This window comes from Thalassospira sp. CH_XMU1458 (genome assembly GCF_037027205.1).
Taxonomy (GTDB): Bacteria; Pseudomonadota; Alphaproteobacteria; order Rhodospirillales; family Thalassospiraceae; genus Thalassospira; species Thalassospira tepidiphila.
Genome location: NZ_JAYMDW010000003.1, coordinates 77288 through 98215 on the forward strand (window position 1 = coordinate 77288; position 20928 = coordinate 98215).

Here is a 20928-nt window from a genome sequence, read left to right on the forward strand (position 1 = left end):
TGTCTGATCAGATATCGAGCAGGATGCGTTCCGGGTTCTCGATGCATTCCTTGACGCGTACCAGGAAGGAAACGGCTTCGCGGCCGTCAATGATACGGTGGTCATAGGAAAGGGCGAGATACATCATCGGACGAATTTCGACTTTGCCGTCGATTGCGACCGGACGCATCTGGGTCTTGTGCATGCCAAGAATACCGGACTGCGGCGCGTTCAGGATGGGCGATGACAGAAGGGATCCAAAGACACCACCGTTGGAGATGGTGAACGATCCGCCGGTCATTTCATCCATGCCCAGTTTGCCGTCACGGGCACGCTTGCCGAAATCGACAATGGTGCTTTCCAGATCCGCAAAGGTTTTTTCCTCTGCCGAACGGATGACTGGAACAACCAGACCCTGCGGGGTACCAACGGCAACGCCGATGTCGCAGTAGTTTTTATAGATGAAGCTGTTGCCATCGATCTCGGCATTGACAGCCGGCCATTCTTTGAGCGCCGTGGTGCAGGCCTTGATGAAGAAGGACATGAAGCCAAGCTTCACACCATGTTTCTTCTCGAAACCGTCTTTGTACTTGTTACGGCAAGCCAGAAGGTTGGTCATATCCACTTCGTTATAAGTGGTCAGCATGGCCGCAGTGTTTTGGGCTTCTTTCAAACGGCGCGCAATGGTCTGGCGCAGCTTGGACATTTTGACACGCTCTTCACCGTCACGCAGTTCACGTTCCGGTTTCGGAGCTGCCGGGGCGCTCGGAGCCGCGGCAGCAGCGCGCGAAGCAGATCCGCCGCCTTCGAGGAAGTTCAGAACGTCGCCCTTGGTCAGGCGGCCGTCTTTGCCCGTTGCCGGGATTTTGGACGGATCAAGGTTCTTGTCTTCGACCAGTTTGCGAACAGCCGGTGCCAGCGGATGATCGCTGTTTGACGCGGTCGTTTCTGCCGGGGCAGCAGCCGGGGCTGCTTTCGGCTCTTCTTTCTTGGCCGGAGCTTCTTCTTTTTTCGCGGCCGGGGCTTCTTCCTTGGCCGGTTCATCAGAAGCAGCGGCGCCTTCGGCACCTTCGTTGATGTGCGCGATCAGCGCGCCAACTTCAACTTCGTCGCCTTCACCAACGACCAGCTCGGCAATTGCGCCAGCAACCGGGGAGTTGACTTCGACGGTGACCTTGTCGGTCTCAAGTTCGACAATTGGTTCATCGGCTGCAACAGCGTCACCGACTTTTTTGTACCATTTTGCCACCGTGGCTTCAGATACAGACTCGCCCAGTGCGGGAACTTTAACTTCAGTCGCCATTTTTTCCTCGACCGTTTTTTCAATCAGGCAGTGTGGGTCTGCCAGCATACGAATGAAATCTAAATGAACGTGGCGGACGGGCGATTTCTCGCCCGTCCAGTAAAGTTATTTTACGCTAAGTGCCGCGTCGACCAGCTCAGCCTGCTCGCGCAGGTGGGCTTTCAGAAGGCCCGTTGCCGGCGAAGCAGATGCTGCGCGACCGACATAAACCGGACGACCTGCCTTGTGCTTGATGCTGGCAAGCGTTGCCTCGATCCGGCGATCAACAAAGAACCAGGAACCCATGTTTTCCGATTCTTCCTGACACCAGACGACATCAGCATTCGGGTATTTGGCCAGTTCCGTTGCCAGTTCTTTTTCCGGCCACGGATAAAGCTGTTCGACACGCACAAGCGCAACATCTTCGATGCCACGGTTTTCGCGCTCGGCAAGCAGATCGTAATAGACCTTGCCCGACGACAGAACGACGCGTTTGACCTTCTTGTCGTCAACCAGCTTAGCGGTTTCGCTGATCACAGGCAGGAATGTCGTTCCCGTCGCAAAGTCGGACAGGTTCGACACACACTGTTTGTGACGCAGAAGCGATTTCGGCGTCATCAGGATCAGCGGCTTACGGAACGAGCGACGGATCTGACGGCGCAGGATGTGGTAATAGTTAGCCGGCGTCGTGCAGTTTGCCACCTGCATGTTATTTTCACCACAAAGCTGCAAGTAACGTTCCAGACGTGCGGAACTGTGTTCCGGACCCTGGCCTTCGTAACCGTGCGGCAGCAGCATTACCAGACCCGACATACGCAGCCATTTGGCTTCGCCCGAGCTGATGAACTGGTCAATGATGACCTGTGCACCGTTGGCAAAATCACCGAACTGGGCTTCCCAGAGAACCAGCGAATGCGGTTCTGCAAGGGTGATGCCGTATTCAAAGCCAAGAACACCTGCTTCGGACAGGGGCGAGTTGAGAACTTCAAGCTCGGCCTGACCGGTACGGATGTTGTTGAGCGGGGTGTATTTTGCTTCGGTGGTCTGATCGATCAGTTTTGCATGACGCTGCGAGAACGTACCACGCTGGCAATCCTGACCCGACAGACGAACCGGCGTGCCTTCGCACATCAGGGTCCCGAATGCCAGGGCCTCGGCGGTTGCCCAATCAATACCTTCGCCGGTTTCGAACATCTTCGCTTTGGCCTTCAACTGCCGAAGGATTTTGCGGTTGATGTCAAAGTCACTCGGCGGGGTCGAAAGCGCGCGACCGACTTCCTGCAACAGGTCGTTTTCAACGCCGGTTTTACCGATCCAGTCAGCATCGTCACCATGAGAGGACGCAAGACCCGACCATTTGCCTTCAAGCCAGTCAGCTTTGTTCGGACGGTAGTTTTCCGATGCCTTGAACTCTTCATCAAGGTAGTCCTGGAACGACTTGTCCAGTTCCTTGATGCGTTCTTCGCTCAGAAGACCTTCCTTGACCAGCTGCTGGGCATAGATGTCCTTGGTGGTCGGGTGTTTGCCGATCACGTCATACATCTTTGGCTGGGTGAATGCCGGCTCGTCGCTTTCGTTGTGGCCAAAGCGGCGATAGCAGAACATGTCGATAACGACGTCCTGCTTGAATTCCTGACGGAATTCGGTCGCGATGCGGGCCGCATGAACCACAGCTTCGGGATCGTCGCCATTGACGTGCAGGATCGGAGCCTGAACGACCTTGGCAATGTCCGAGCAATAAGGCGAAGAACGGGAATCGGTCGGTTTGGTCGTGAAACCGATCTGGTTGTTGACCACAAAGTGGATCGTACCACCGGTACGGTAGCCTTTGAGGTGCGACAGATCGAAGGTTTCCGCCACAAGACCCTGACCGGCAAAGGCCGCATCACCGTGCAGGAGGATACCCATAACCTGCTCGCGATTGGTGTCTTTGCGCTGGGCCTGCTTGGCGCGGACCTTACCAAGAACAACCGTGTTCACCGCTTCAAGGTGCGACGGGTTTGCCGTCAGCGACAGGTGAACAACGTTGCCGTCAAATTCGCGGTCGGCGGAAGTACCAAGGTGATATTTAACGTCACCCGAGCCCATCACGTCGTCCGGCTTGGACGGGTTGCCCATGAATTCCGAGAAGATCGCCTGGAACGGCTTGCTCATGACGTTGGCAAGAACGTTAAGACGACCACGGTGCGGCATGCCGAACACAACCTCGCGGATGCCAAGCTGGCTACCACGTTTGAGGATCTGTTCAAGTGCCGGCATCAGGGCTTCGCCACCATCAATACCGAAACGCTTGGTGCCGACATATTTGGTGTGAAGATAGTTTTCGAAACCTTCGGCTTCAATCAGGCGCTCAAGGATGGCTTCCTTGCCACGGGTGGTGAACTGCGTCTGGTTGCCGATGCTTTCGATACGCTGCTGAATCCAGGATTTCTGTTCAGGTTCCTGGATATGCATGAATTCGATACCGATCGACCCGCAATAGGTTTTGCGTGCCAGCGAGACGATCTGACGGATGGTCGCGGTTTCAAGGCCAAGAACATTGGCGATGAAGATCGGACGATCCATGTCGGCTTCGGTAAAGCCATAAGTCTTCGGATCAAGTTCCGGATGCGGTTCACGCGGTGCAAGGCCCAGCGGATCCAGGTTCGCTTCAAGATGGCCGCGTACCCGGAAGGAGCGGATCAGCATCAGAGCGCGAATGGAATCATTGGCGGCAGCGCGGATGGCATCAGAATCTACCTGACCAGCCGTGGGTGCTGCATGAGGTGCCGGTGCATAGCCCATCTGGGCCGGGCGTTCGGCGTGCCCCTGTGAGACGTCGTATCCCTCCATGCCGCCAACAACCTTGGTTTCCCGTGGCTGCCAGCTCGGCCCGCGCATTTCTGCGAGGATTTCGGAGGCGTCGTCCTGCAACCCGTCAAAAAACTCAGCCCAGCTCTGGTCAACCGCAGACGGGCTTTCCAGATACCGGGCATAAAGTTCAGCGATGTAGGTTGCGTTCGACTCGTTCAGAATCGTGTCGAGATCTTGAGGTTTCATTTGTGGTCTTGGAAGGCATGGTCCCCAAGAAGGACCACGCCCCCCCTTGCCTTTCCTCTGACTACCCAGATTAGCCCTTCAAAGCCTTCAGCATGGTCGAGCCGAGGCTTGCCGGGGAATCGGCAACAAGAACGCCAGCACTGCGCATGGCTTCCATTTTCGCATCGGCCGTACCTTTGCCGCCGGAAATGATCGCACCGGCATGGCCCATGCGTTTACCCGGAGGTGCGGTAACACCGGCGATGAAGCCGGCAACCGGTTTCTTGACTTTGGAAGCCTGCAGGAATTCACATGCTTCTTCCTCGGCCGAGCCGCCGATTTCACCGATCATGATGATGCCTTCGGTTTCCGGATCCTTCAGGAACAGGTCGAGGCAGTCGATGAAGTTGGTGCCGTTGACTGGGTCACCACCAATACCGATACAGGTCGACTGACCAAGGCCAGCGGCCGTGGTCTGTGCAACTGCTTCGTAGGTGAGCGTACCGGAACGCGAAACGATACCGATTTTACCGCGGCGGTGAATGTGACCCGGCATGATGCCGATCTTGCATTCGTCCGGGGTAATGATACCCGGGCAGTTCGGGCCGATCAGGCGGGTCGACGAACCGTCGAGCGCGCGCTTGACGCGGACCATGTCAGCAACCGGAATACCTTCGGTGATGCAGACAGCCAGTTCGACTTTGGCGTCGATGGCTTCAAGAATTGCGTCTGCTGCGAAGGGCGGCGGAACATAGATAACCGAGGCATTTGCGCCGGTGACATGTACCGCTTCTTCAACAGTGTTGAAAACCGGCAGGTCAAGGTGCTTGGTGCCGCCTTTACCCGGGGTAACACCGCCAACCATTTTGGTGCCGTATGCCAGTGCCTGTTCGCTGTGGAAAGTACCCTGCGAACCAGTGAAACCCTGGCAGATAACTTTGGTGTTTTTATCGACGAGAACAGCCATAGTTACGCGGCCTCCTTCACAGCTTTGACCACCTTCTCGGCGGCATCGGCAAGGTTGTCAGCCGAAACAATCGGCAGACCCGATTCTTCGAGGATCTTCTTGCCAAGTTCGACATTGGTACCTTCAAGGCGAACGACCAGCGGGACGTTCAGGCTGACTTCGCGGGCTGCTGCCACAACGCCGTCTGCAATCACGTCACAACGCATGATGCCACCAAAGATGTTGACCAGGATGCCTTCGACATTCGGATCCGACAGGATCAGCTTGAAGGCGGTGGTCACGCGTTCTTTGGTTGCGCCGCCACCAACGTCAAGGAAGTTAGCCGGTGCGCCACCATAAAGCTTGATGATATCCATGGTTGCCATGGCAAGGCCAGCGCCGTTGACCATGCAGCCGATGGTGCCATCGAGCTTGATGTAGTTGAGGCTGTGTTTTGCAGCTTCGAGTTCGGCCGGGTTTTCTTCGTCTTCGTCACGCAGCTCTTCGATGTCCGGATGACGGAACAGCGCGTTGTCGTCGAAGTTCATTTTGCAATCAAGCGCAATGATGTCGCCGTCACCGGTAACAACCAGCGGGTTGATTTCAACCATGGCAGCATCGGTATCGAGGAAGCACTGGTACATCGCGGTCATGAATTTGACAGCTTTGGAAACCTGCTTGCCTTCGAGGCCGAGTGCAAACGCCAGTTTGCGACCGTGGAAGCCAGAGAAGCCAGCCGCCGGATCGATCTCGACAGTGACGATCTTTTCCGGGGTTGCTTCTGCAACTTCTTCAATGTCCATGCCGCCTTCGGTCGATGCCATGAAGATCACGCGCGAGCAAGCGCGGTCGACGAGAACCGAAAGATACAGTTCGCGTGCGATATCGCAGCCTTCTTCGATGTAAACGCGTTTGACTTCTTTGCCATCCGGGCCGGTCTGGTGGGTAACCAGCGTGGAGCCGAGCATCTGTTCGGCATTGGTGCCGACTTCTTCCGGGCTCTTGACGACGCGAACGCCGCCTTTGTCACCTGCCTTGGCTTCCTTGAAGGTGCCTTTACCGCGGCCACCTGCATGGATCTGGGATTTTACCACGTAAACCGGGCCAGCCTGGGACTGGGCAGCTTCGATGGCTTCCTGAGCGGTATATGCAACCTTGCCGTTCGGCACGGTCACACCGTATTTGCGAAGAATTTCTTTCGCCTGGTACTCATGAATATTCATGTTCGGTCGCTTTCTTGCCTTCCGTACGATTTCCGGTGGGTCAGAAATCTGGATTTCAATGTCCCTGTAACGAGCGGGAGGGACTTTGTTAAGAGGCCGCGATCATTGAAGTTTGAATAACAACAATGATTGAAAAACGGGCCGGTCACTGACCAGCCCGTTTCGCGTTCTTAGAGCATGCCCTTTGCAGCTTCGACGAGGCCGCGAACAGCGTTCACGGAATTGTCGAAGTTTGCTTTTTCGGACTCATCAAGATTGATCTCGACGATGCGTTCTACACCGTTGGCACCCAGAACAACCGGGACACCAACATAAAGACCGTCAACACCGTATTCGCCGCTCAGATAAGCAGCAACCGGCATGACGCGCTTCTGGTCTTTGAGGTAGCTTTCCGCCATCGCGATTGCCGAAGCAGCCGGGGCGTAGAAAGCAGAACCGGTTTTGAGCAGGGCAACGATCTCGGCGCCACCGTCACGGGTGCGCTGCACGATCTCGTCGATTTTTTCCTGCGTGGTCCAGCCCATTTTGATCAGATCCGGAACCGGGATACCGGCAACGGTCGAATAACGGATCGACGGGACCATGGTATCGCCGTGGCCGCCAAGGACAAAGGCGGTAACGTCTTTGACCGAGACGTTGAATTCTTCTGCGAGGAAGTAACGGAAGCGTGCAGAGTCCAGAACGCCAGCCATGCCGACAACTTTCTTCGGATCGAAGCCGGTTGCCTGCTGCATCACCCAAACCATCGCATCAAGCGGGTTGGTAATGACGATGACAAATGCGTTCGGAGCGTGTTCCTTGATGCCCTGACCAACCTGGGTCATGACTTTGGTGTTGATACCAATCAGGTCATCGCGGCTCATGCCCGGCTTGCGAGCAACACCGGCGGTGACGATGACGACATCAGCGCCTGCGATGTCTTTGTAGTCACTGGTACCCTTGAGGTCGGCATCAAACATGTCGACGGGGGAGGATTCAGCAATGTCAAGCGACTTGCCCTGTGGCATGCCATCAACGATGTCGAAAAGGACGACGTCGCCAAGCTCTTTGAGACCGACGAGGTGAGCAAGCGTGCCACCAATATTGCCGGCACCGACGAGCGCGATCTTGTTGCGGGCCATTCCGTTACCTTCTTCCCTATTGCGCTTCCTGGGGGTCGAAACTCAACTTGGGAGCGCGATTGAAAATTTAAACCTGCGAACGCGAAATAATCGTTCGTAAACACCGAGTGTCGTAAACTGAATCGCCACGAATGACAAGGGGAAACCCCACTGTTTTTACGAGGAAAACCGCCGCTTCGCGGTTTATTGCAACTATGGTCTAAACGCTTAAAAACCATTCACGTTGCAGATGCGAACATGGGCTAATGCGCAGCAAAACCAAAGCTGGTTTACGATTGCGGCCTGCCTAAATGAAAGGCAGTGCGCCCCTTTGCTGCGAATTCGTGCGTATGAACAGGATTACACTGGCGCAGCATTGCAGGAAACGGCCATCAGCCATGCGGTCGGGACGGGGGCGTCAAATCCAATATATGACGATTTTTGCGTGAAGCGTCGTTTCCCCTGCGTCAAACGCAAGAATCGCGCGATGATAAGCGCTCATATGGCGAATAATTGCGACGATTTTAAAGTGACCCGGATGGAGTCGTTTTCCACAGGCTGCGCTATTGCTGGCAGCGCGTCCGAAAAAGGCATGTCACAGGTGGGATCACAACGACCGTTTTGATCAGCCGTCCCGCCGTTCTGAAAGCCGTCAGGTCAGGTGCGCCATATCGAGATATTCCTGACTGCGCATTTCGGTCATGCGCGACACTGTGCGCTGGAATTCGAACGAATAGTCGCCATCGGTGTAGATCTCGGTCGGGTCACACTCAATCGCACAGATCAGCTTGGTTTTGTGTTCGTACATCGCATCAATAAGGGTACCGAACCGTTTGGCCCAATCGCGGCGCGAGTCCGGCAGTTTCGGGATAAAGTCGATGACGATGGTGTGGAAATGCGTCGCCAGCGCGATGTAATCCCCCGGACCCAGCGGACGGGTGCACAGTTCTTCAAAGCTGAACTTGGCAACCCCGGCACCGGCAGCACTGATTTCGATCTTGCGACCCTTGACGGTCAGGCTGTCGGGCGCGACGCGGGCGCCTTCGGTCAGGGTGGCAAACATCTCGTCAATCCGCTTGGATGCCTGTTCGCGCGATATCGGATACAGGAATACCTCGGCGGCTGTCAGATTGCGCATGCGGTAATCGGTCGGGCTCGCCAGTTCCAGCACATCAAGCTTCTGCTTGATCATGTCGATGAAGGGCAGGAAGTTCTGGCGTTGCAGGCCATCCTTATACAGATCATCCGGCACGCGGTTCGATGTGGTGACAATCACGACCCCATGATCAAACAACTGTTCAAACAGACGGCCGAGGATCATGGCATCGGTGATGTCGGTTACCTGCATCTCGTCAAAGCACAGCAACCACGCATCGTTTGCAAGGTCCTTGGCAATCGGCGGGATCGGATCGGCATCATCTTTTTTCTTCGTCTGGCGATAACGGTGCATGCGTTCATGCACATCCTGCATGAAGTCATGGAAATGAACGCGACGCTTTTTTTCAATGTCGATGGTTTCATAGAACAGATCCATCAACATGGATTTGCCACGACCAACCTCGCCGTAAATGTAAAGTCCTGATGGCGGGGTCGGTTCATCGCGCCGACGGGTCAGGCCAAACCGTTCGCGCCAGCCACCTGTGCCGGTCGACGGCTCATAGTTGATCAGCGCGTTTTTCAGGCTTTGGAGTTTTTCCGCACAGAGTTCCTGCATCGGATCGTGGGACAGCTCACCAGCGGTGATTTTCGCGCGATAACGTGAAAGCGGGCCGTCGGTCATCAACAAATCTCGAATGCAGTGAAAGGAATGAGGACTGTGAGATTGTCATAGCTCCAAGTTGCATCGCATTGCAACAAGACGGTTTGCATTGCTGCCATCAGATCAGGCGCATCTTTTTAAACAGCCAGATTTCAAAGGCGGTAATCACCGCCAGAATGATCGACACCCCAAGGAACCCGTACGGGCTGTCAGTTGCCGGAACACCGCCGACATTGATCCCCAGAAGGCCGGTGACGAAACTGATCGGCAGGAACAGACCGGCAATCACGGTAAGCCAGTACATCGTGCGGTTCATCTGTTCGCTTTCGAGCGCCATCAGGTTTTCATTCACGATCTGAATGCGTTCACGCAGGGAATCAAATTCCTCGACCAGACGGACGGTTTTATCGGTCAGTGCGCGGGCGCGGCGTTTGAACCGCTTGTCAGACCAGACCGGTTTTTGTTCGACATAATGCGCCAGTGCATCGCGTTGCGGTCCCAGATGCCGGCGCAGGCGCGACAGCCGATGACGGATGTCCGATCCGCGTTTGCGCAGCGCAAGGGTTTTGCCCTCGGCCACGGTTTCCTGATCGTCCTCGATCGCCTCGACATCTTCTTCCATGCCGCGCACAACATTTTCGACCCGAAAGGCAAGCCGTTCGGCCACGGTCAGGACGAAATCATCAACGCTGTTGGGGGCCTTGTGGTCGGCAATGGCGGCCCGCACGTCATCAAACGCCTTGAGCGGCTGGTTGCGCAGCGTGATCACCATGTTGTTTGTGACCCAGAAACGCACTGAAATCATATCGGCCGGATCATTTTCCGCGTTCAGGTTCACCCCGCGCAGATTAAGCGAATAGCCCGGATCATAGAAAAACACCGCTGGACGCGTGCCGCGGGTCGAAAGCGTATCGGTGATGGTCGCATCAATGCCGGCAACCGTGATCAGCCAGTCGCGTACCCCGTCGCCCATCCAGTCCAGATGCACCCAAAGATAATTTCCCTCGGCAATCGGCGGCAGGCCCGATTGCAGGGCGTCCCATCCAACCGGTTGTGCGGTGCCATCCGGGGCAATTTCAAAGGCATTGATCAGCGCGGTTTTGCTCATCGCAGGGCTCCTTGGCTGACTGCGGTCATGCAGGTCAGGGGCGGGGTCATTATCACGTCACAATGACAACGGAACGAAACGTTAGATGATTCGTTACTGTTCTCAGTGTAGGGTTCGGTTCTGTGACCAAGTATCAGGCCAACCTGTTTACAAAACGCGAAAAACACTCAAGAAACGGAAGCCGGGCAGCGCTTCGGGCATCAATATGGATCATCAGGCATGACATCAGTTCGTCAGGTAATCGCAAGTCTTGCAATCTGTCTGTTTGCAATGACGGTTTCTTTCGGTTTGGCAGCACAGCCTAACGAACCGCGCCCTGACTCTGTTCAGAAGATCGAACTGGAAAATGCCCAGAACCGCATTGCGGACTGGGAAGCGACGCTTGATACGATTGAAGAATCGATTTCCGGCGAAGAAATTTCCGGGCGCGTGATCGCCGATGGCCGCGACCGGATCGAAACCATCCAGCTTGCGATTAACGAGCTGCGCGGTCGGGCCGATGAACGTTTGCAGCGGTTTGAAGCTGCCCTTGGCAAACTTGGCGAGCCCCCGGCAGAGGGCGAGGAAGAAGTCCCCGAGGTCGCCCGTGAACGCGATCGTATTGGACAGGACATCGCGCGTGTTGGCGGTGTGCTCAAACAGCTTGAACTGGTCAATTTCCGCGCAAGCGAGCTGTCTGATCAGTTGTCAGGTCTGGCGCGTGAACGCTTTACCCGGCGTGTTCTGGGCCGGGTAGATGTGCCGTTTGATCCGGTTGTCTGGTTTGAAGCCTGGCGTGAAATCGTCCAGCTGCCCAGCATGGTTCAGGCGCGCTATTCCAACCTTGAACTTGAAGGGGACGTCGCCGATCAGCTGTCCGAGGTGGCCCCGGGGCTGGTTTTCCTGACCTTCATCGTGATCGCCGCACTGATTGGCGGCGAGGTGGTCGTGCTGCGCTATATGCCCGCGCGTTGGAACACTGTGCCGGATGAAGATCGCGTGTCACTGATATCGGGAACGCGGTTCCTGTTTACCGCCTTGGTGCCGGGCATTGCTCTGTTGATCGCTTATGGAATACTTGAATCGCGCGATGCGCTTCTGAGCGGTGCGATGGGTGATTTTGTTCTGCAATGCTTCGCGGCTGCCTTGTTCCTGTTGTTTGTCGGGGCCGCGGTGCGCAGTGTGCATTCACCGTTTGCGCCGTCTTTGCGGCGTTCCGGCACAACGCCAAGGGGGGCGCGGGTTGTCGGGTTCTGTTCGCTGGCTGTGGCGGTGATTTTTGCCTTTGACATGGTGCTGTTGCAAGGTGCTACGACGCTCGGAACGTCGCTTGATATCGCGCTTGTACAAAGCATTTCGAACGTACTGGTGATTTCGGTTTTGCTGTTTGTCTGTTCACTTGGTGTGTTCTGGCAGCACGACGAACGCGACCGTCACGAAATCTGGTCAAAGATCGAACGCCGGTCGCGCCGTGGCCTGAAAGTCATCGCGATCATGATGCCGGTGCTGATGCTGCTGGGTTATGTCGCCCTGGCACGCTTCATCCTTGAAAACCTGATGATGGCGCTGGCGTTTCTGACCTGTTACTGGCTGCTGCGCGGTTATTGCCGGGCTTTGATGCATACCTATCTGGTGCGCCCGGAAAGCAGTGAAGACAGCAATGTCAGCGATGCAGTGCATGGCACGCTTTATTTCTGGCTGCGGGTTCTGATTGATGTGGTGATGTTTTCCATCGCCGTGCCGGTCGCGGTGATGATCTTTACCGACATTGCCTGGGCTGATCTTATTCTGGCCGTTCAGCAGGCCTTTATCGGCATTCAGGTTGGCGGCATTCATTTCTCGCTGCGCTCCATCATGCTGGCGGCCTTGATGTTTGTCATCGTGCTGGCGGTGATGCGCTTCTTCCAGCGCATGCTGAGCACGCGGGTACTGCCCAACACCAAGCTTGATCAGGGGCTGCAACATTCGGTTTCGGCGATCTTTGGTTATGCCGGGATCTGTCTTGCCATCTTGCTTGCGGTTTCGGCCGCCGGGCTTGATTTGTCCAACCTTGCCATCATCGCCGGTGCCATTTCGGTCGGTATCGGTTTTGGCATGCAAAGCATTGTGAACAACTTTGTGTCGGGCCTGATCCTTTTGGTCGAACGACCGATCAAGGTCGGTGACTGGATCGTCGTTGGCGCCGATCAGGGGTTTGTAAAGGACATCCGGGTGCGTGCGACCGAGATCGAAACCTTTGATCGGTCTTCGGTCGTCATCCCGAACTCCGAACTGATTTCCAACCGGGTTCTGAACTGGACGCTTAAGGAGCGTTCGGGCCGCGGCATCATCAAGATAGGTGTGTCTTACGGATCGGATGTCGACAAGGTTCGCGAGATCCTTTTGGAAATGGCCGACAAGCGCCGCGAGATTTTGACCTATCCGGCACCGCAGGTGGTGTTCATGGATTTCGGGGCTAGTTCGCTTGATTTCGAACTGCGCTATTTCCTGCGCGATATTGGCGATGTGATTGCGGTGGCAAGCTCGATCCGCTTTGAAGTTGTCCAGCGCTTCCGCGATGAAGGCATCGAAATTCCGTTCCCGCAGCGTGATCTGAACCTGCGAGATATCGATAAGCTGACCGATGCCATCCGCGACGCTGGCAAGGGGGCTCCGAAAAAGATCGAGAAGTCCGAGCCTGAGGAACCTGAAACGTCAGAAGACAAAGCAGAAGATACATCCCCGAACACCGACGATGGCGGGGCAGATCAAAAAGCCGCCCCACCGTCTGCGACCAAGGATGTTTCGCGCGATCGCGATGCGCCTGGCCGTGAAATTCCCGATGCGGGCGGCAGTCCCGACGGGGATGCACCGCGCTAGGGCGTGTGCTCCATCTGATGTTTCAATCTGCCTGTTGCTATTGGGTTTTGTGGGGTTGTTTGGTGAAAAATTCTTCAAGCTCTGCAAAGCCCATGGCCTGGTCGGAAAATCCGAATGTGCCGGTATTGATCATTTCACGTGATGCTTTGACAAAGGCGCCATAGGCAAGGCGGGCAAGTGCTGATCCGACGCTGATCCTTTTTGCGCCCGCGTCCGCCAGTTCAGTCAGACTGAACGTGTTTCCGGGCATGCCCATAACGACATTCACCGGTTTGCTCAGCGATGCGCAAACCGTGCGGATCGTCTCAAGATCATACAAGCCCGGCGCATAAAGAACATCCGCCCCCGCCTTTTCAAAGGCCTGAAGGCGCTTGATCGTGTCGTCAAGGTCTGGGCGTCCCCACAGGAAGTTCTCGCACCGTGCGGTCAGGACAAAATCATGGGGCAAGGCTGATCGGGCTTCGACAGCAGCCTGAATGCGTTCAACAGCAAGCGAAAAATCATAGATCGGGTTTGCCCGATCCCCCGTGTGATCTTCAAGCGAACAGCCCGCCAGGCCGACTGACGCTGCGACCGCAATCGTTTCTGCCGCGCTTTCCGGGCTATCGCCCATCCCTTTTTCAAGATCGGCAGTGACGGGAAGTGGTGTGGCCGAAACCAGTGCCTGGCAATGCTTGAACGTATTTTCGGGTGATGTCTTGCCCTCTGCAACGCCCAGGGAAAATGCCATGCCCGCACTTGTCGTTGCCAAGGCGCGAAAGCCGAGTGCGGCAAGAATTCTGGCTGTTCCGATATCCCATGGATTGGGAATGATGAATGCACCAGGTTCTTCGTGAAGCGCCCGAAACAATGCCCCTTTGTTCTGCGTCATGTTCTGATCCCTTCGTGCAAAATCGCAAATCCTGTTTAACATAAAGAAACAGAACATAACAAGAACATGTGGCGCAGGTTGCAACCGCAAGGTATCGCGCACTGAAGATATAGCGTTGATCGGGGGATCAAATATCGAAAAGGGCCGCGGTGATCTTTTGCCCCATCGGGGCCATCAGGTGGCGTTCACGCGGCGATAGCCACCTGAGTTCGGCGATCTCGCGTTCAGGTGCAAGGGTTCCGCAATAATATCCGGTAAAACAGGTCATGCGCACAATCGACCCTTCGGGCAGGTTGTGGCCCTGTCCGGCAAACGTGCCCAACTGGCGGAGCGTGCCGGGGATCAGATCGACGCCGAGTTCTTCCTTGATTTCGCGTTTGATGGCTTCGCGTGCGGTTTCGCCGGGATCAATCTTGCCACCGGGCAAATAGAACCGGTCGCGGCCGTGGCTGCGGACGGACAAAATGTTTTCGCCGTCGCGCAAGATCCAGTTGGCGGTTTCGATCACCTTGATCAAGGCTGGGTCTGTGGTGCTATGACTGCTTGCGCGCATGTGGCCTCACAGGATTGCGACATCAAGTCCAATATCAACGGCCGGTGCGGATTGGGTAATCCGCCCGACGGAAACATAATCGACCCCGGTTGCGGCAATCGCACCGATGGTCTGAAGGTTTACACCCCCGGATGCCTCAGTCTTGCAGCGACCAGCGACAATGGCAACCGCTTCGCGCAACATATCCGGGCCCATGTTATCGAGCAGGATGATGTCTGCGCCAGCGTCCGTGGCTTCTTTAACCTGATCAAGTGTGTCACATTCAACCTCGATCTTGGGCAGGTTGGCAGCCCGGGCGGCCTCGACGCATTTGGTGATCGATCCGACAACGCCAATGTGGTTGTCCTTGATCATCACCCCGTCATAAAGGCCCATGCGGTGGTTCTGAGCCCCGCCCATGCGGGTTGCGTATTTTTCCAGTTTGCGCCAACCCGGCAGGGTCTTGCGGGTATCAAGCAGTTTGGCGTTTGTTTCACCCATCGCCGCGACATAGCTGCGCGTTGTGGTGGCAATGCCGGACAAATGTTGAAGCGTGTTAAGTGCTGTGCGTTCAGCCGTCAGGATGCCGCGCGCATTGCCTTCGACCACGGCCAGAACGTCTTTGGCCGCAATAGCATCCCCATCTTCGCAATGCTTTTCGATTTTCGCATCCGGGACCAGCTTGCGAAAACATTCAAGGGCGATATCAAGCCCGGCCACCACGATATCCTCGCGGGTTTCGAGCGCAACGCGCAGGCGGGCATCGGCGGGGATGACATTGTCCGATGTGATGTCACCGGTGCCGATATCCTCGGCAAAGGAACGATCAATGAATTCCGCGATTTCGGCTTGGGTCAGGACGGTCATGATGGCGGGCTGCTTTGAATTCTGATGGGGAATGGCAAACAGCCCCGCAAAATTTGCGGGGCTGTGAGGTTGGCTGGCTTACGCCGCGTCGTCCTTTTTGACCGGAATGTTCTTTGACATTTCCAGCATGCGTTCAAGCGGCTTGACCGCTGCGACGCGCAGGTCTTCGGGCATGACGATCTGCGGGCCGTTATTGACCAGACACAGATACAGCTTTTCAAGCGTATTGAGTTCCATGAACGGGCAGTTGTTGCACGCACACGACCCGTCCGCACCCGGCACCGGAATGAATTCCTTGTGCGGGGCTGCTTTTTCCATTTGGTGGATGATGTGCGGTTCGGTCGCGATCAGGTATTTCTGATCCGGGCCGTTAATCACATATTCCAGAATCGCACGGGTCGAGCCGATGTGATCGGCATGCTTGAGAATACCGTCATGGCATTCCGGGTGGGCTGCGATCTTGGCATCCGGGTTTTGGGTTTTCAGGCGGATCAGTTCACGTTCGGAAAACTGTTCATGCACGATGCACGAGCCGTTCCAAAGCGTCATGTCGCGACCGGTCTTCTTGGCAAGATAGGAACCAAGATGGCGGTCAGGCGCCCAAAGGATCGGCTTATCGAGCGGGATCTGATCAATGATCTCGGCCGCATTCGACGAGGTCACAATAATATCAGACGCAGCCTTCACCTCGGCCGAGCAGTTGATATAGGTGATCGATACGTGATCCGGGTGCTGTTCGCGGAATTTGCGGAACGGTTCGGGCTGACACGAATCTTCGAGCGAGCAACCCGCCTTTGAATCCGGCAGCAAAACAGTCTTGTTCGGGCTGAGGATTTTGGCAACCTCAGCCATGAAGCGCACGCCACAGAACACGATGACATCGGCATCGGTTTCGGCCGCCTTGCGCGACAGGTCCAGACTATCGCCAACGAAGTCGGCAAGGTCCTGAATTTCCCCATCCTGATAGTAATGGGCCAGAATGATCGCGTTCTTTTCCTTTTTCAGGCGCTGAATCTCAGCTTCCAGATCAAGGGTGGGATCAATCTGCATTTCCGACATTGCGTCAGCAGAAGCCTCGGCAATGGTGATCATTTCATTCATGGCGTCGTCTCATCTCGCCTGTTTGCAAGCCGGAGATAAGTCGCGGGGCCCGGCATTGCAAGTTAATGACAGTTTGAAACCTGAATATCGCCATTGCGACGGGATGGCAAGGAATAGGCGGCATACGTCCGATATTGATTGGGGCTGACGGCTGCTGAGCCAGAAAATGGAACGGAATTATCTGAATTAATAAATAAATCCGGTGTCTTTGATTGCCGAATTAAATTTCACCATTTTATTTGAACGTATAAATAAAAAATAATTACGTTGTAAATTAACCAAAAATATTCATATGCTTGACGCTGCAAATATTTTTTGATTCTCAAATTTCCAATATTTTATTGGCCTGGGCACTTTTGTCCGTTGTTAATCCGAAAACTTTGATCTGTCTGTAACCTGAGTCAGTGTCCGACGGCGGGAATGGTCCCGATCGTTTGGCCTGTCCAACGCGCATTCCGGCGCAAGGAGCCTTTTTTGACCAATCGTACCACTTCGAGAATTCTGAATTTCACACGTCCGTTCAGCATGCGTGGCCTTGCAGAAGTCCTTCCGGCCGGATCCTATAAGGTGATTACCGAAGAAACCCAGGATGAAAAGCTGACATACCCGACATGGCAGTGGGTTTCGACGCAGATTCACCTTAATACGAATTCGGACCGCCCGGATACTTCACGGGTTCTCAGTGTTGAGCCCCGCGACCTTGAAGTCGCTTATCTGCGCGATCAGAAAACCATGGATGCCCGCCCGCAAGTGGCCTTCTCGGCGCGCAAATCAAACAACCGTGCCAAACGCGCTTCCTAACGCTGCGCGCTGCCGATAGTCCTGGTCAGAGCAATCTGACCAGACGGCACTTTTCTCAGAAAATCCCAGATATTCCCGTGCAGTGGCCGATCTTCCAAATGCCAACCGCTGTTTCATGACAGGGTTGCAGAATGGGAAGTTTGCCTTGGCCCCAGATGCGCCCATAACATCCATAACTGCTGCAAATGAAAGTCTTTGTTATGGATTGGGTTCCGATCACCTTTGGTACGTTCAAGGTTGTCGCACTGCTGACCGCGATGTTTTTCGCCATCAAGTGGCATTACGACCAAGGTCAAAAGTACGGAAGACAAGCGGTCCTGCGCGCCAGCGCCAAAATCACCGGCGTCTTCGTGCTCGCACTTCTGGTCGTCGGTGGCATCACTCTGGCACTCAGCAACTTCCTTGGTTTGGATCTAAGTTACTGATCGCTGCGGCACCGCCCCCGCAGATAGGGGTTCAGACGGAAAATCCGTAATATTCCCACTCTGCCGCCGAAACCTTGAGCGCCATCTGTTCGTATTCGGCCTGTTTGATTTTGGTAAACGCGGTGTGGAAGCGATCGCCGAGCGTGCGTTTATTGAAATCAGATGCGGCAAACTGATCAATCGCCTCAAGCCAATGACGCGGCAGATTGTTTGGTGCCTTTGCTTCGCCGATTTCATCTTCGCACGGTTTGCCCGGATCAATTTTGCCCTCGATCCCGTCAAGGGCAGCACCCAGTGTCACAGCCGCGACCAGATAGGGGTTGGCATCAACCCCGGCGATACGGTGTTCGAAGTGGCGCGTTTTGCCCGGAGTGCCTGGCACACGCAATGCAACCGTGCGGTTTTCGACACCCCAGTCATCAGACGCCGGTGAATACATCGCCGATGCAAAGCGTCGCCAGGAATTCATGAATGGGGCCAGCAACAGCATGGTTTCGCCAATCGTTCCGCGAATGCCGCCAATCGCATTGAGCATCAAGGGGCTTAACGATCCATCCGCCTGATCGGCAAACAGGTTATTGCCGTCTTGGCCTGCAAGCGACAGATGCAAATGCATGCCCGATCCGGCTTCATTGCCGAACGGTTTGGGCATAAAGACGGCTTCCTTGCCAAAACGCCGCGCCACGGTGCGGATCAGGCGTTTGGCAATGATCACGTCATCAGCCGCGCGCATCAGATCGCGATAGCGGATAGTCATTTCATACTGGCCCGGACCATATTCCGAAATCAGGGTTTCCAGCGTCAGGTCGAGGTGCTTGGCACCCTCATAAACCGCATCAAAAAGCGGTGACATCTCGTCAATTTCATCGACCGACATAGTATTGCGCAATTTGCTGCGCCGTTTGGTGATGGCGTAGGATGCCGGGTGATACAGGCCCTGGGCATCCGGCGTCTGATCGACCAGATAGAATTCAAGTTCGAACGCGCCCATCGGATAGAAGCCAAGGTTTTCAGCCCGTTTGACCTGTGCGCCAAAAACATTGCGCGGATCAACGTCATGCGGCGCGCCGTCTTCTTCATACATGGCAATCAAAAGCTGCCCGCGGCCGGTATGGGGCAAATAGCCAAGTGTGCCCGGCACTGGCCAGCACCGGCAATCGCCGCCGCCGCCAGTTTGCACAAGGCCGCAATCATCAACATCCTCGCCACTGACATCCTGCCCGAACAAGGAGCTCGGCAAGCCGCGCCCGGATTTATAGATACCCTCAAGTTCGTGACGGCGGATCGTCTTGCCCCGGCCAATGCCGTGAAAGTCGGTCAGGATGATGTCGATGGCCTCGACATCGCGATATTTGGCCAGAAAGTCCTGTGCTTCGGACAATTGACTTCCACTGGGCGATGGGGCGTTTGCGGTGGCCACGGCACGATTTCCTAAGATGCTGACTGGGGCCCTGCGGGTGCAGAACCAATTCCAAAACTGGGCGCGATATTAGCCCTGATAACGACGGAAGAAATAGCGATCTTTTGGAACGCCTTCGGGCAGTGGTTCGGCAATCGTGCCCGGCACATCGATTTTCTGATCCGATGCCACAATTGCACCCTTGATCAATGCCGGGGGCAGGGTCGATCCGATAAAGGACGCGATCTTGGCATTTAGGGCCTCGTCCCCGGTGCCGACATCGGAATGGACCAGTGCGACCTTGCCTTTGAAACGTTCGACTGCCTTCGGCAGGGTTTCAAAGATATCGCCAAGGAACAAATGGTCATCATCGGGGATGCATTTCGGGTGGGCGGCGATTTGCCGGTCAAAGACGAAAATCTCGCGATCCGGCATGATTTCGCGCAGGTGATCAAACGTACGCCCGTTACCAAGCCCGACTTCAAGCACGATGCCGTCCTGATCCTTGATCATTTCTGCTGCCGCATTCAGGCAATCGCGTTGGGCTTGAAGGCGGCGGATAACGCTGTTCAGACGGGACATTGTGCAAAAGGCTCCGGTTTGTTTTTTAGTGACTAAGCACTTGATTTAAAATCTTTGCCTTTGGCGCAAGCAGCATCGCGCCAAGGGGCATCAGTCTCAGGCGACAAACTTGGTGGCCTCAAAGGCCGGGACGCGTGCGTCAAAGGTTTCAAGCCATGTGACCAGCGTCGGATAGCTTTCACGCCATTTGCCCTCAAAGCGCAGATCAAGATATCCCAGCGCACAGGCAATCGCGACATGGCCAATCGTCAGGTCACCTTCCAGTGACGGGGCATTGGCACTCAGATGATCAAGGGATCGTTTGACCTTGTCCGCCTGATAGGACAGCCAATCGCCATGGCGTTTTTCTTCCGGGCGCATGCGGCTTTCATAGACCTGCAGGATGGATGCATCGACAATGCCGTCGCCCAGCGCCTGAAGGGTAAGGGCCTCCCACCGTGCGTCGCTTTCGGTGGGATGCAGGCTGGTGCCAACGACCTGCGCATCAAGATATTCACAGATCACGCGGCTATCAAAAATCTTGCGTCCGTCCTCAAGGATCAGGATCGGAATTTTACCCAGCGGGTTTTGCTGGCGCAGGGTATCTGCCGGGTCGTTGGTGTTTGAATCTTCAACCGTCAGCTGGTCATAAATGCCAAGCATCTTGGCAACGATTTTGACTTTCCGGCCAAACGGCGACGGACCACTCGAACGCAATATCATGGTTTTCCTCCGGGCATATCAGGTGTTTGCCCGCAGTCTAATGGCGAAAGGTGATCGCTAGGAACCGAAATTTTGCGAAAAGATTTTCAAGACCCGGCGCGGTTGCTGGCAGAACCCGTCTCAGTCGTGTCGTGTTGCCCCTCGTCACCCAGTCCGGCCAGATGCAATTCACGGGCAAGCCGCACGGCAGGCCGACCGGCAAAGAACACCGATCCGATGATAAACAGCCATGTCCCGGCCTTGACCGTTGCATCATCAAGAAACAACACACTGCCGACGATAAACAGGACGGCCGCCAGAAGGTCGATGACCGAATAGGCAATTTCATAGGCGCTGTAAATCTGGCGATGGCGCGGGCTGGCGTCAAAGCGGCGGGATCGAAATAGCTTCATCAC

At 55.4% G+C, this 20928-nt stretch carries 18 protein-coding genes; 3 read left to right on the forward strand and 15 right to left on the reverse strand.

The window, feature by feature from the left end; all coding sequences use genetic code 11:
* Positions 1-7: 7 nt before the first annotated feature.
* The 7 genes from odhB to WBY09_RS14445 form a co-directional block, all read right to left on the reverse strand.
* Entirely contained in the window at positions 8-1282 is a 1275-nt protein-coding gene (odhB, locus tag WBY09_RS14415) for a 2-oxoglutarate dehydrogenase complex dihydrolipoyllysine-residue succinyltransferase (RefSeq protein ID WP_336233093.1), read from the reverse strand.
* A 105-nt stretch (positions 1283-1387) separates the two neighbouring features.
* Positions 1388-4300: a 2-oxoglutarate dehydrogenase E1 component gene (locus WBY09_RS14420; RefSeq protein ID WP_336233094.1), complete on the reverse strand. Its 2913-nt coding sequence runs from the start codon at positions 4298-4300 to the stop codon at positions 1388-1390.
* Positions 4301-4370: 70 nt separating this feature from the next.
* Positions 4371-5246 carry a succinate--CoA ligase subunit alpha gene (gene sucD, locus WBY09_RS14425; RefSeq protein ID WP_008889739.1) on the reverse strand — a complete coding sequence of 292 codons (876 nt, stop codon included), beginning with the start codon at positions 5244-5246 and terminating at the stop codon, positions 4371-4373.
* 2 nt (positions 5247-5248) lie between these two features.
* The gene (gene sucC, locus WBY09_RS14430; protein ID WP_255356213.1) at positions 5249-6478 is read right to left on the reverse strand and encodes an ADP-forming succinate--CoA ligase subunit beta; all 1230 of its coding nucleotides are present in this window, start codon (positions 6476-6478) and stop codon (positions 5249-5251) included.
* Between the two features lie 140 nt (positions 6479-6618).
* A complete protein-coding gene (gene mdh / locus WBY09_RS14435) occupies positions 6619-7569 on the reverse strand; it encodes a malate dehydrogenase (RefSeq protein ID WP_008889741.1) in 951 nt (316 codons plus the stop codon).
* Positions 7570-8200: 631 nt separating this feature from the next.
* Positions 8201-9328, reverse strand: coding sequence for a cell division protein ZapE (gene zapE / locus WBY09_RS14440; RefSeq protein ID WP_336233095.1), 1128 nt, complete (start codon positions 9326-9328; stop codon positions 8201-8203).
* 97 nt (positions 9329-9425) lie between these two features.
* The gene (locus WBY09_RS14445) at positions 9426-10415 is read right to left on the reverse strand and encodes a CorA family divalent cation transporter (RefSeq protein ID WP_336233096.1); all 990 of its coding nucleotides are present in this window, start codon (positions 10413-10415) and stop codon (positions 9426-9428) included.
* 219 nt (positions 10416-10634) lie between these two features.
* On the opposite strand from WBY09_RS14445, the gene WBY09_RS14450 reads away from it, so the two are divergent.
* Positions 10635-13253, forward strand: a complete 2619-nt coding sequence (locus tag WBY09_RS14450) for a DUF3772 domain-containing protein (protein ID WP_336233097.1) — start codon at positions 10635-10637, stop codon at positions 13251-13253.
* A gap of 37 nt (positions 13254-13290) precedes the next feature.
* Here the strand turns inward: WBY09_RS14450 and WBY09_RS14455 are convergent, their stop codons facing one another.
* From WBY09_RS14455 to nadA, 4 genes are all read right to left on the reverse strand, one after another.
* A complete protein-coding gene (locus WBY09_RS14455) occupies positions 13291-14124 on the reverse strand; it encodes an isocitrate lyase/PEP mutase family protein (RefSeq protein WP_336233098.1) in 834 nt (277 codons plus the stop codon).
* Between the two features lie 127 nt (positions 14125-14251).
* A complete protein-coding gene (locus WBY09_RS14460) occupies positions 14252-14677 on the reverse strand; it encodes an NUDIX hydrolase (protein ID WP_051007597.1) in 426 nt (141 codons plus the stop codon).
* A 6-nt stretch (positions 14678-14683) separates the two neighbouring features.
* The gene (gene nadC / locus WBY09_RS14465) at positions 14684-15523 is read right to left on the reverse strand and encodes a carboxylating nicotinate-nucleotide diphosphorylase (protein WP_286792407.1); all 840 of its coding nucleotides are present in this window, start codon (positions 15521-15523) and stop codon (positions 14684-14686) included.
* 78 nt (positions 15524-15601) lie between these two features.
* A complete protein-coding gene (gene nadA, locus WBY09_RS14470; RefSeq protein ID WP_008889748.1) occupies positions 15602-16624 on the reverse strand; it encodes a quinolinate synthase NadA in 1023 nt (340 codons plus the stop codon).
* Between the two features lie 474 nt (positions 16625-17098).
* Here nadA and WBY09_RS14475 point away from each other — a divergent pair, with 474 nt between their 5' ends.
* Positions 17099-17425 carry a hypothetical protein gene (locus tag WBY09_RS14475; RefSeq protein WP_008889749.1) on the forward strand — a complete coding sequence of 109 codons (327 nt, stop codon included), beginning with the start codon at positions 17099-17101 and terminating at the stop codon, positions 17423-17425.
* A 200-nt stretch (positions 17426-17625) separates the two neighbouring features.
* Positions 17626-17850 (forward strand): hypothetical protein, encoded by a 225-nt coding sequence (locus WBY09_RS14480; RefSeq protein ID WP_210519146.1) that lies wholly within the window; start codon positions 17626-17628, stop codon positions 17848-17850.
* A gap of 31 nt (positions 17851-17881) precedes the next feature.
* Here WBY09_RS14480 and WBY09_RS14485 read toward each other — a convergent pair whose 3' ends face one another.
* The 4 genes from WBY09_RS14485 to WBY09_RS14500 all read right to left on the reverse strand — a co-directional run bounded on the left by WBY09_RS14485 (position 17882) and on the right by WBY09_RS14500 (position 20925).
* Entirely contained in the window at positions 17882-19270 is a 1389-nt protein-coding gene (locus WBY09_RS14485) for a glutamine synthetase family protein (RefSeq protein WP_336233099.1), read from the reverse strand.
* A 69-nt stretch (positions 19271-19339) separates the two neighbouring features.
* Entirely contained in the window at positions 19340-19831 is a 492-nt protein-coding gene (locus tag WBY09_RS14490) for a class I SAM-dependent methyltransferase (protein ID WP_063089237.1), read from the reverse strand.
* Positions 19832-19927: 96 nt separating this feature from the next.
* Positions 19928-20533, reverse strand: coding sequence for a glutathione S-transferase family protein (locus WBY09_RS14495; protein ID WP_336233100.1), 606 nt, complete (start codon positions 20531-20533; stop codon positions 19928-19930).
* Between the two features lie 86 nt (positions 20534-20619).
* Entirely contained in the window at positions 20620-20925 is a 306-nt protein-coding gene (locus WBY09_RS14500) for a YrhK family protein (protein ID WP_336233101.1), read from the reverse strand.
* Between the last annotated feature and the right edge of the window lie 3 nt (positions 20926-20928).

What these genes read in the sequence shown, in the direction of transcription:
- sucD (WP_008889739.1), bottom strand. Translation starts at nt 5,246, where the DNA reads ATGGCTGTTCTCGTCGATAAAAACACCAAAGTTATCTGCCAGGGTTTC.
- WBY09_RS14480 (WP_210519146.1), top strand. Translation starts at nt 17,626, where the DNA reads ATGGATTGGGTTCCGATCACCTTTGGTACGTTCAAGGTTGTCGCACTG.
- WBY09_RS14460 (WP_051007597.1), bottom strand. Translation starts at nt 14,677, where the DNA reads ATGCGCGCAAGCAGTCATAGCACCACAGACCCAGCCTTGATCAAGGTG.
- WBY09_RS14495 (WP_336233100.1), bottom strand. Translation starts at nt 20,533, where the DNA reads ATGATATTGCGTTCGAGTGGTCCGTCGCCGTTTGGCCGGAAAGTCAAA.
- WBY09_RS14500 (WP_336233101.1), bottom strand. Translation starts at nt 20,925, where the DNA reads ATGAAGCTATTTCGATCCCGCCGCTTTGACGCCAGCCCGCGCCATCGC.
- WBY09_RS14490 (WP_063089237.1), bottom strand. Translation starts at nt 19,831, where the DNA reads ATGTCCCGTCTGAACAGCGTTATCCGCCGCCTTCAAGCCCAACGCGAT.
- nadA (WP_008889748.1), bottom strand. Translation starts at nt 16,624, where the DNA reads ATGAATGAAATGATCACCATTGCCGAGGCTTCTGCTGACGCAATGTCG.
- zapE (WP_336233095.1), bottom strand. Translation starts at nt 9,328, where the DNA reads ATGACCGACGGCCCGCTTTCACGTTATCGCGCGAAAATCACCGCTGGT.
- WBY09_RS14420 (WP_336233094.1), bottom strand. Translation starts at nt 4,300, where the DNA reads ATGAAACCTCAAGATCTCGACACGATTCTGAACGAGTCGAACGCAACC.
- odhB (WP_336233093.1), bottom strand. Translation starts at nt 1,282, where the DNA reads ATGGCGACTGAAGTTAAAGTTCCCGCACTGGGCGAGTCTGTATCTGAA.
- mdh (WP_008889741.1), bottom strand. Translation starts at nt 7,569, where the DNA reads ATGGCCCGCAACAAGATCGCGCTCGTCGGTGCCGGCAATATTGGTGGC.
- WBY09_RS14445 (WP_336233096.1), bottom strand. Translation starts at nt 10,415, where the DNA reads ATGAGCAAAACCGCGCTGATCAATGCCTTTGAAATTGCCCCGGATGGC.
- nadC (WP_286792407.1), bottom strand. Translation starts at nt 15,523, where the DNA reads ATGACCGTCCTGACCCAAGCCGAAATCGCGGAATTCATTGATCGTTCC.
- WBY09_RS14450 (WP_336233097.1), top strand. Translation starts at nt 10,635, where the DNA reads ATGACATCAGTTCGTCAGGTAATCGCAAGTCTTGCAATCTGTCTGTTT.
- WBY09_RS14455 (WP_336233098.1), bottom strand. Translation starts at nt 14,124, where the DNA reads ATGACGCAGAACAAAGGGGCATTGTTTCGGGCGCTTCACGAAGAACCT.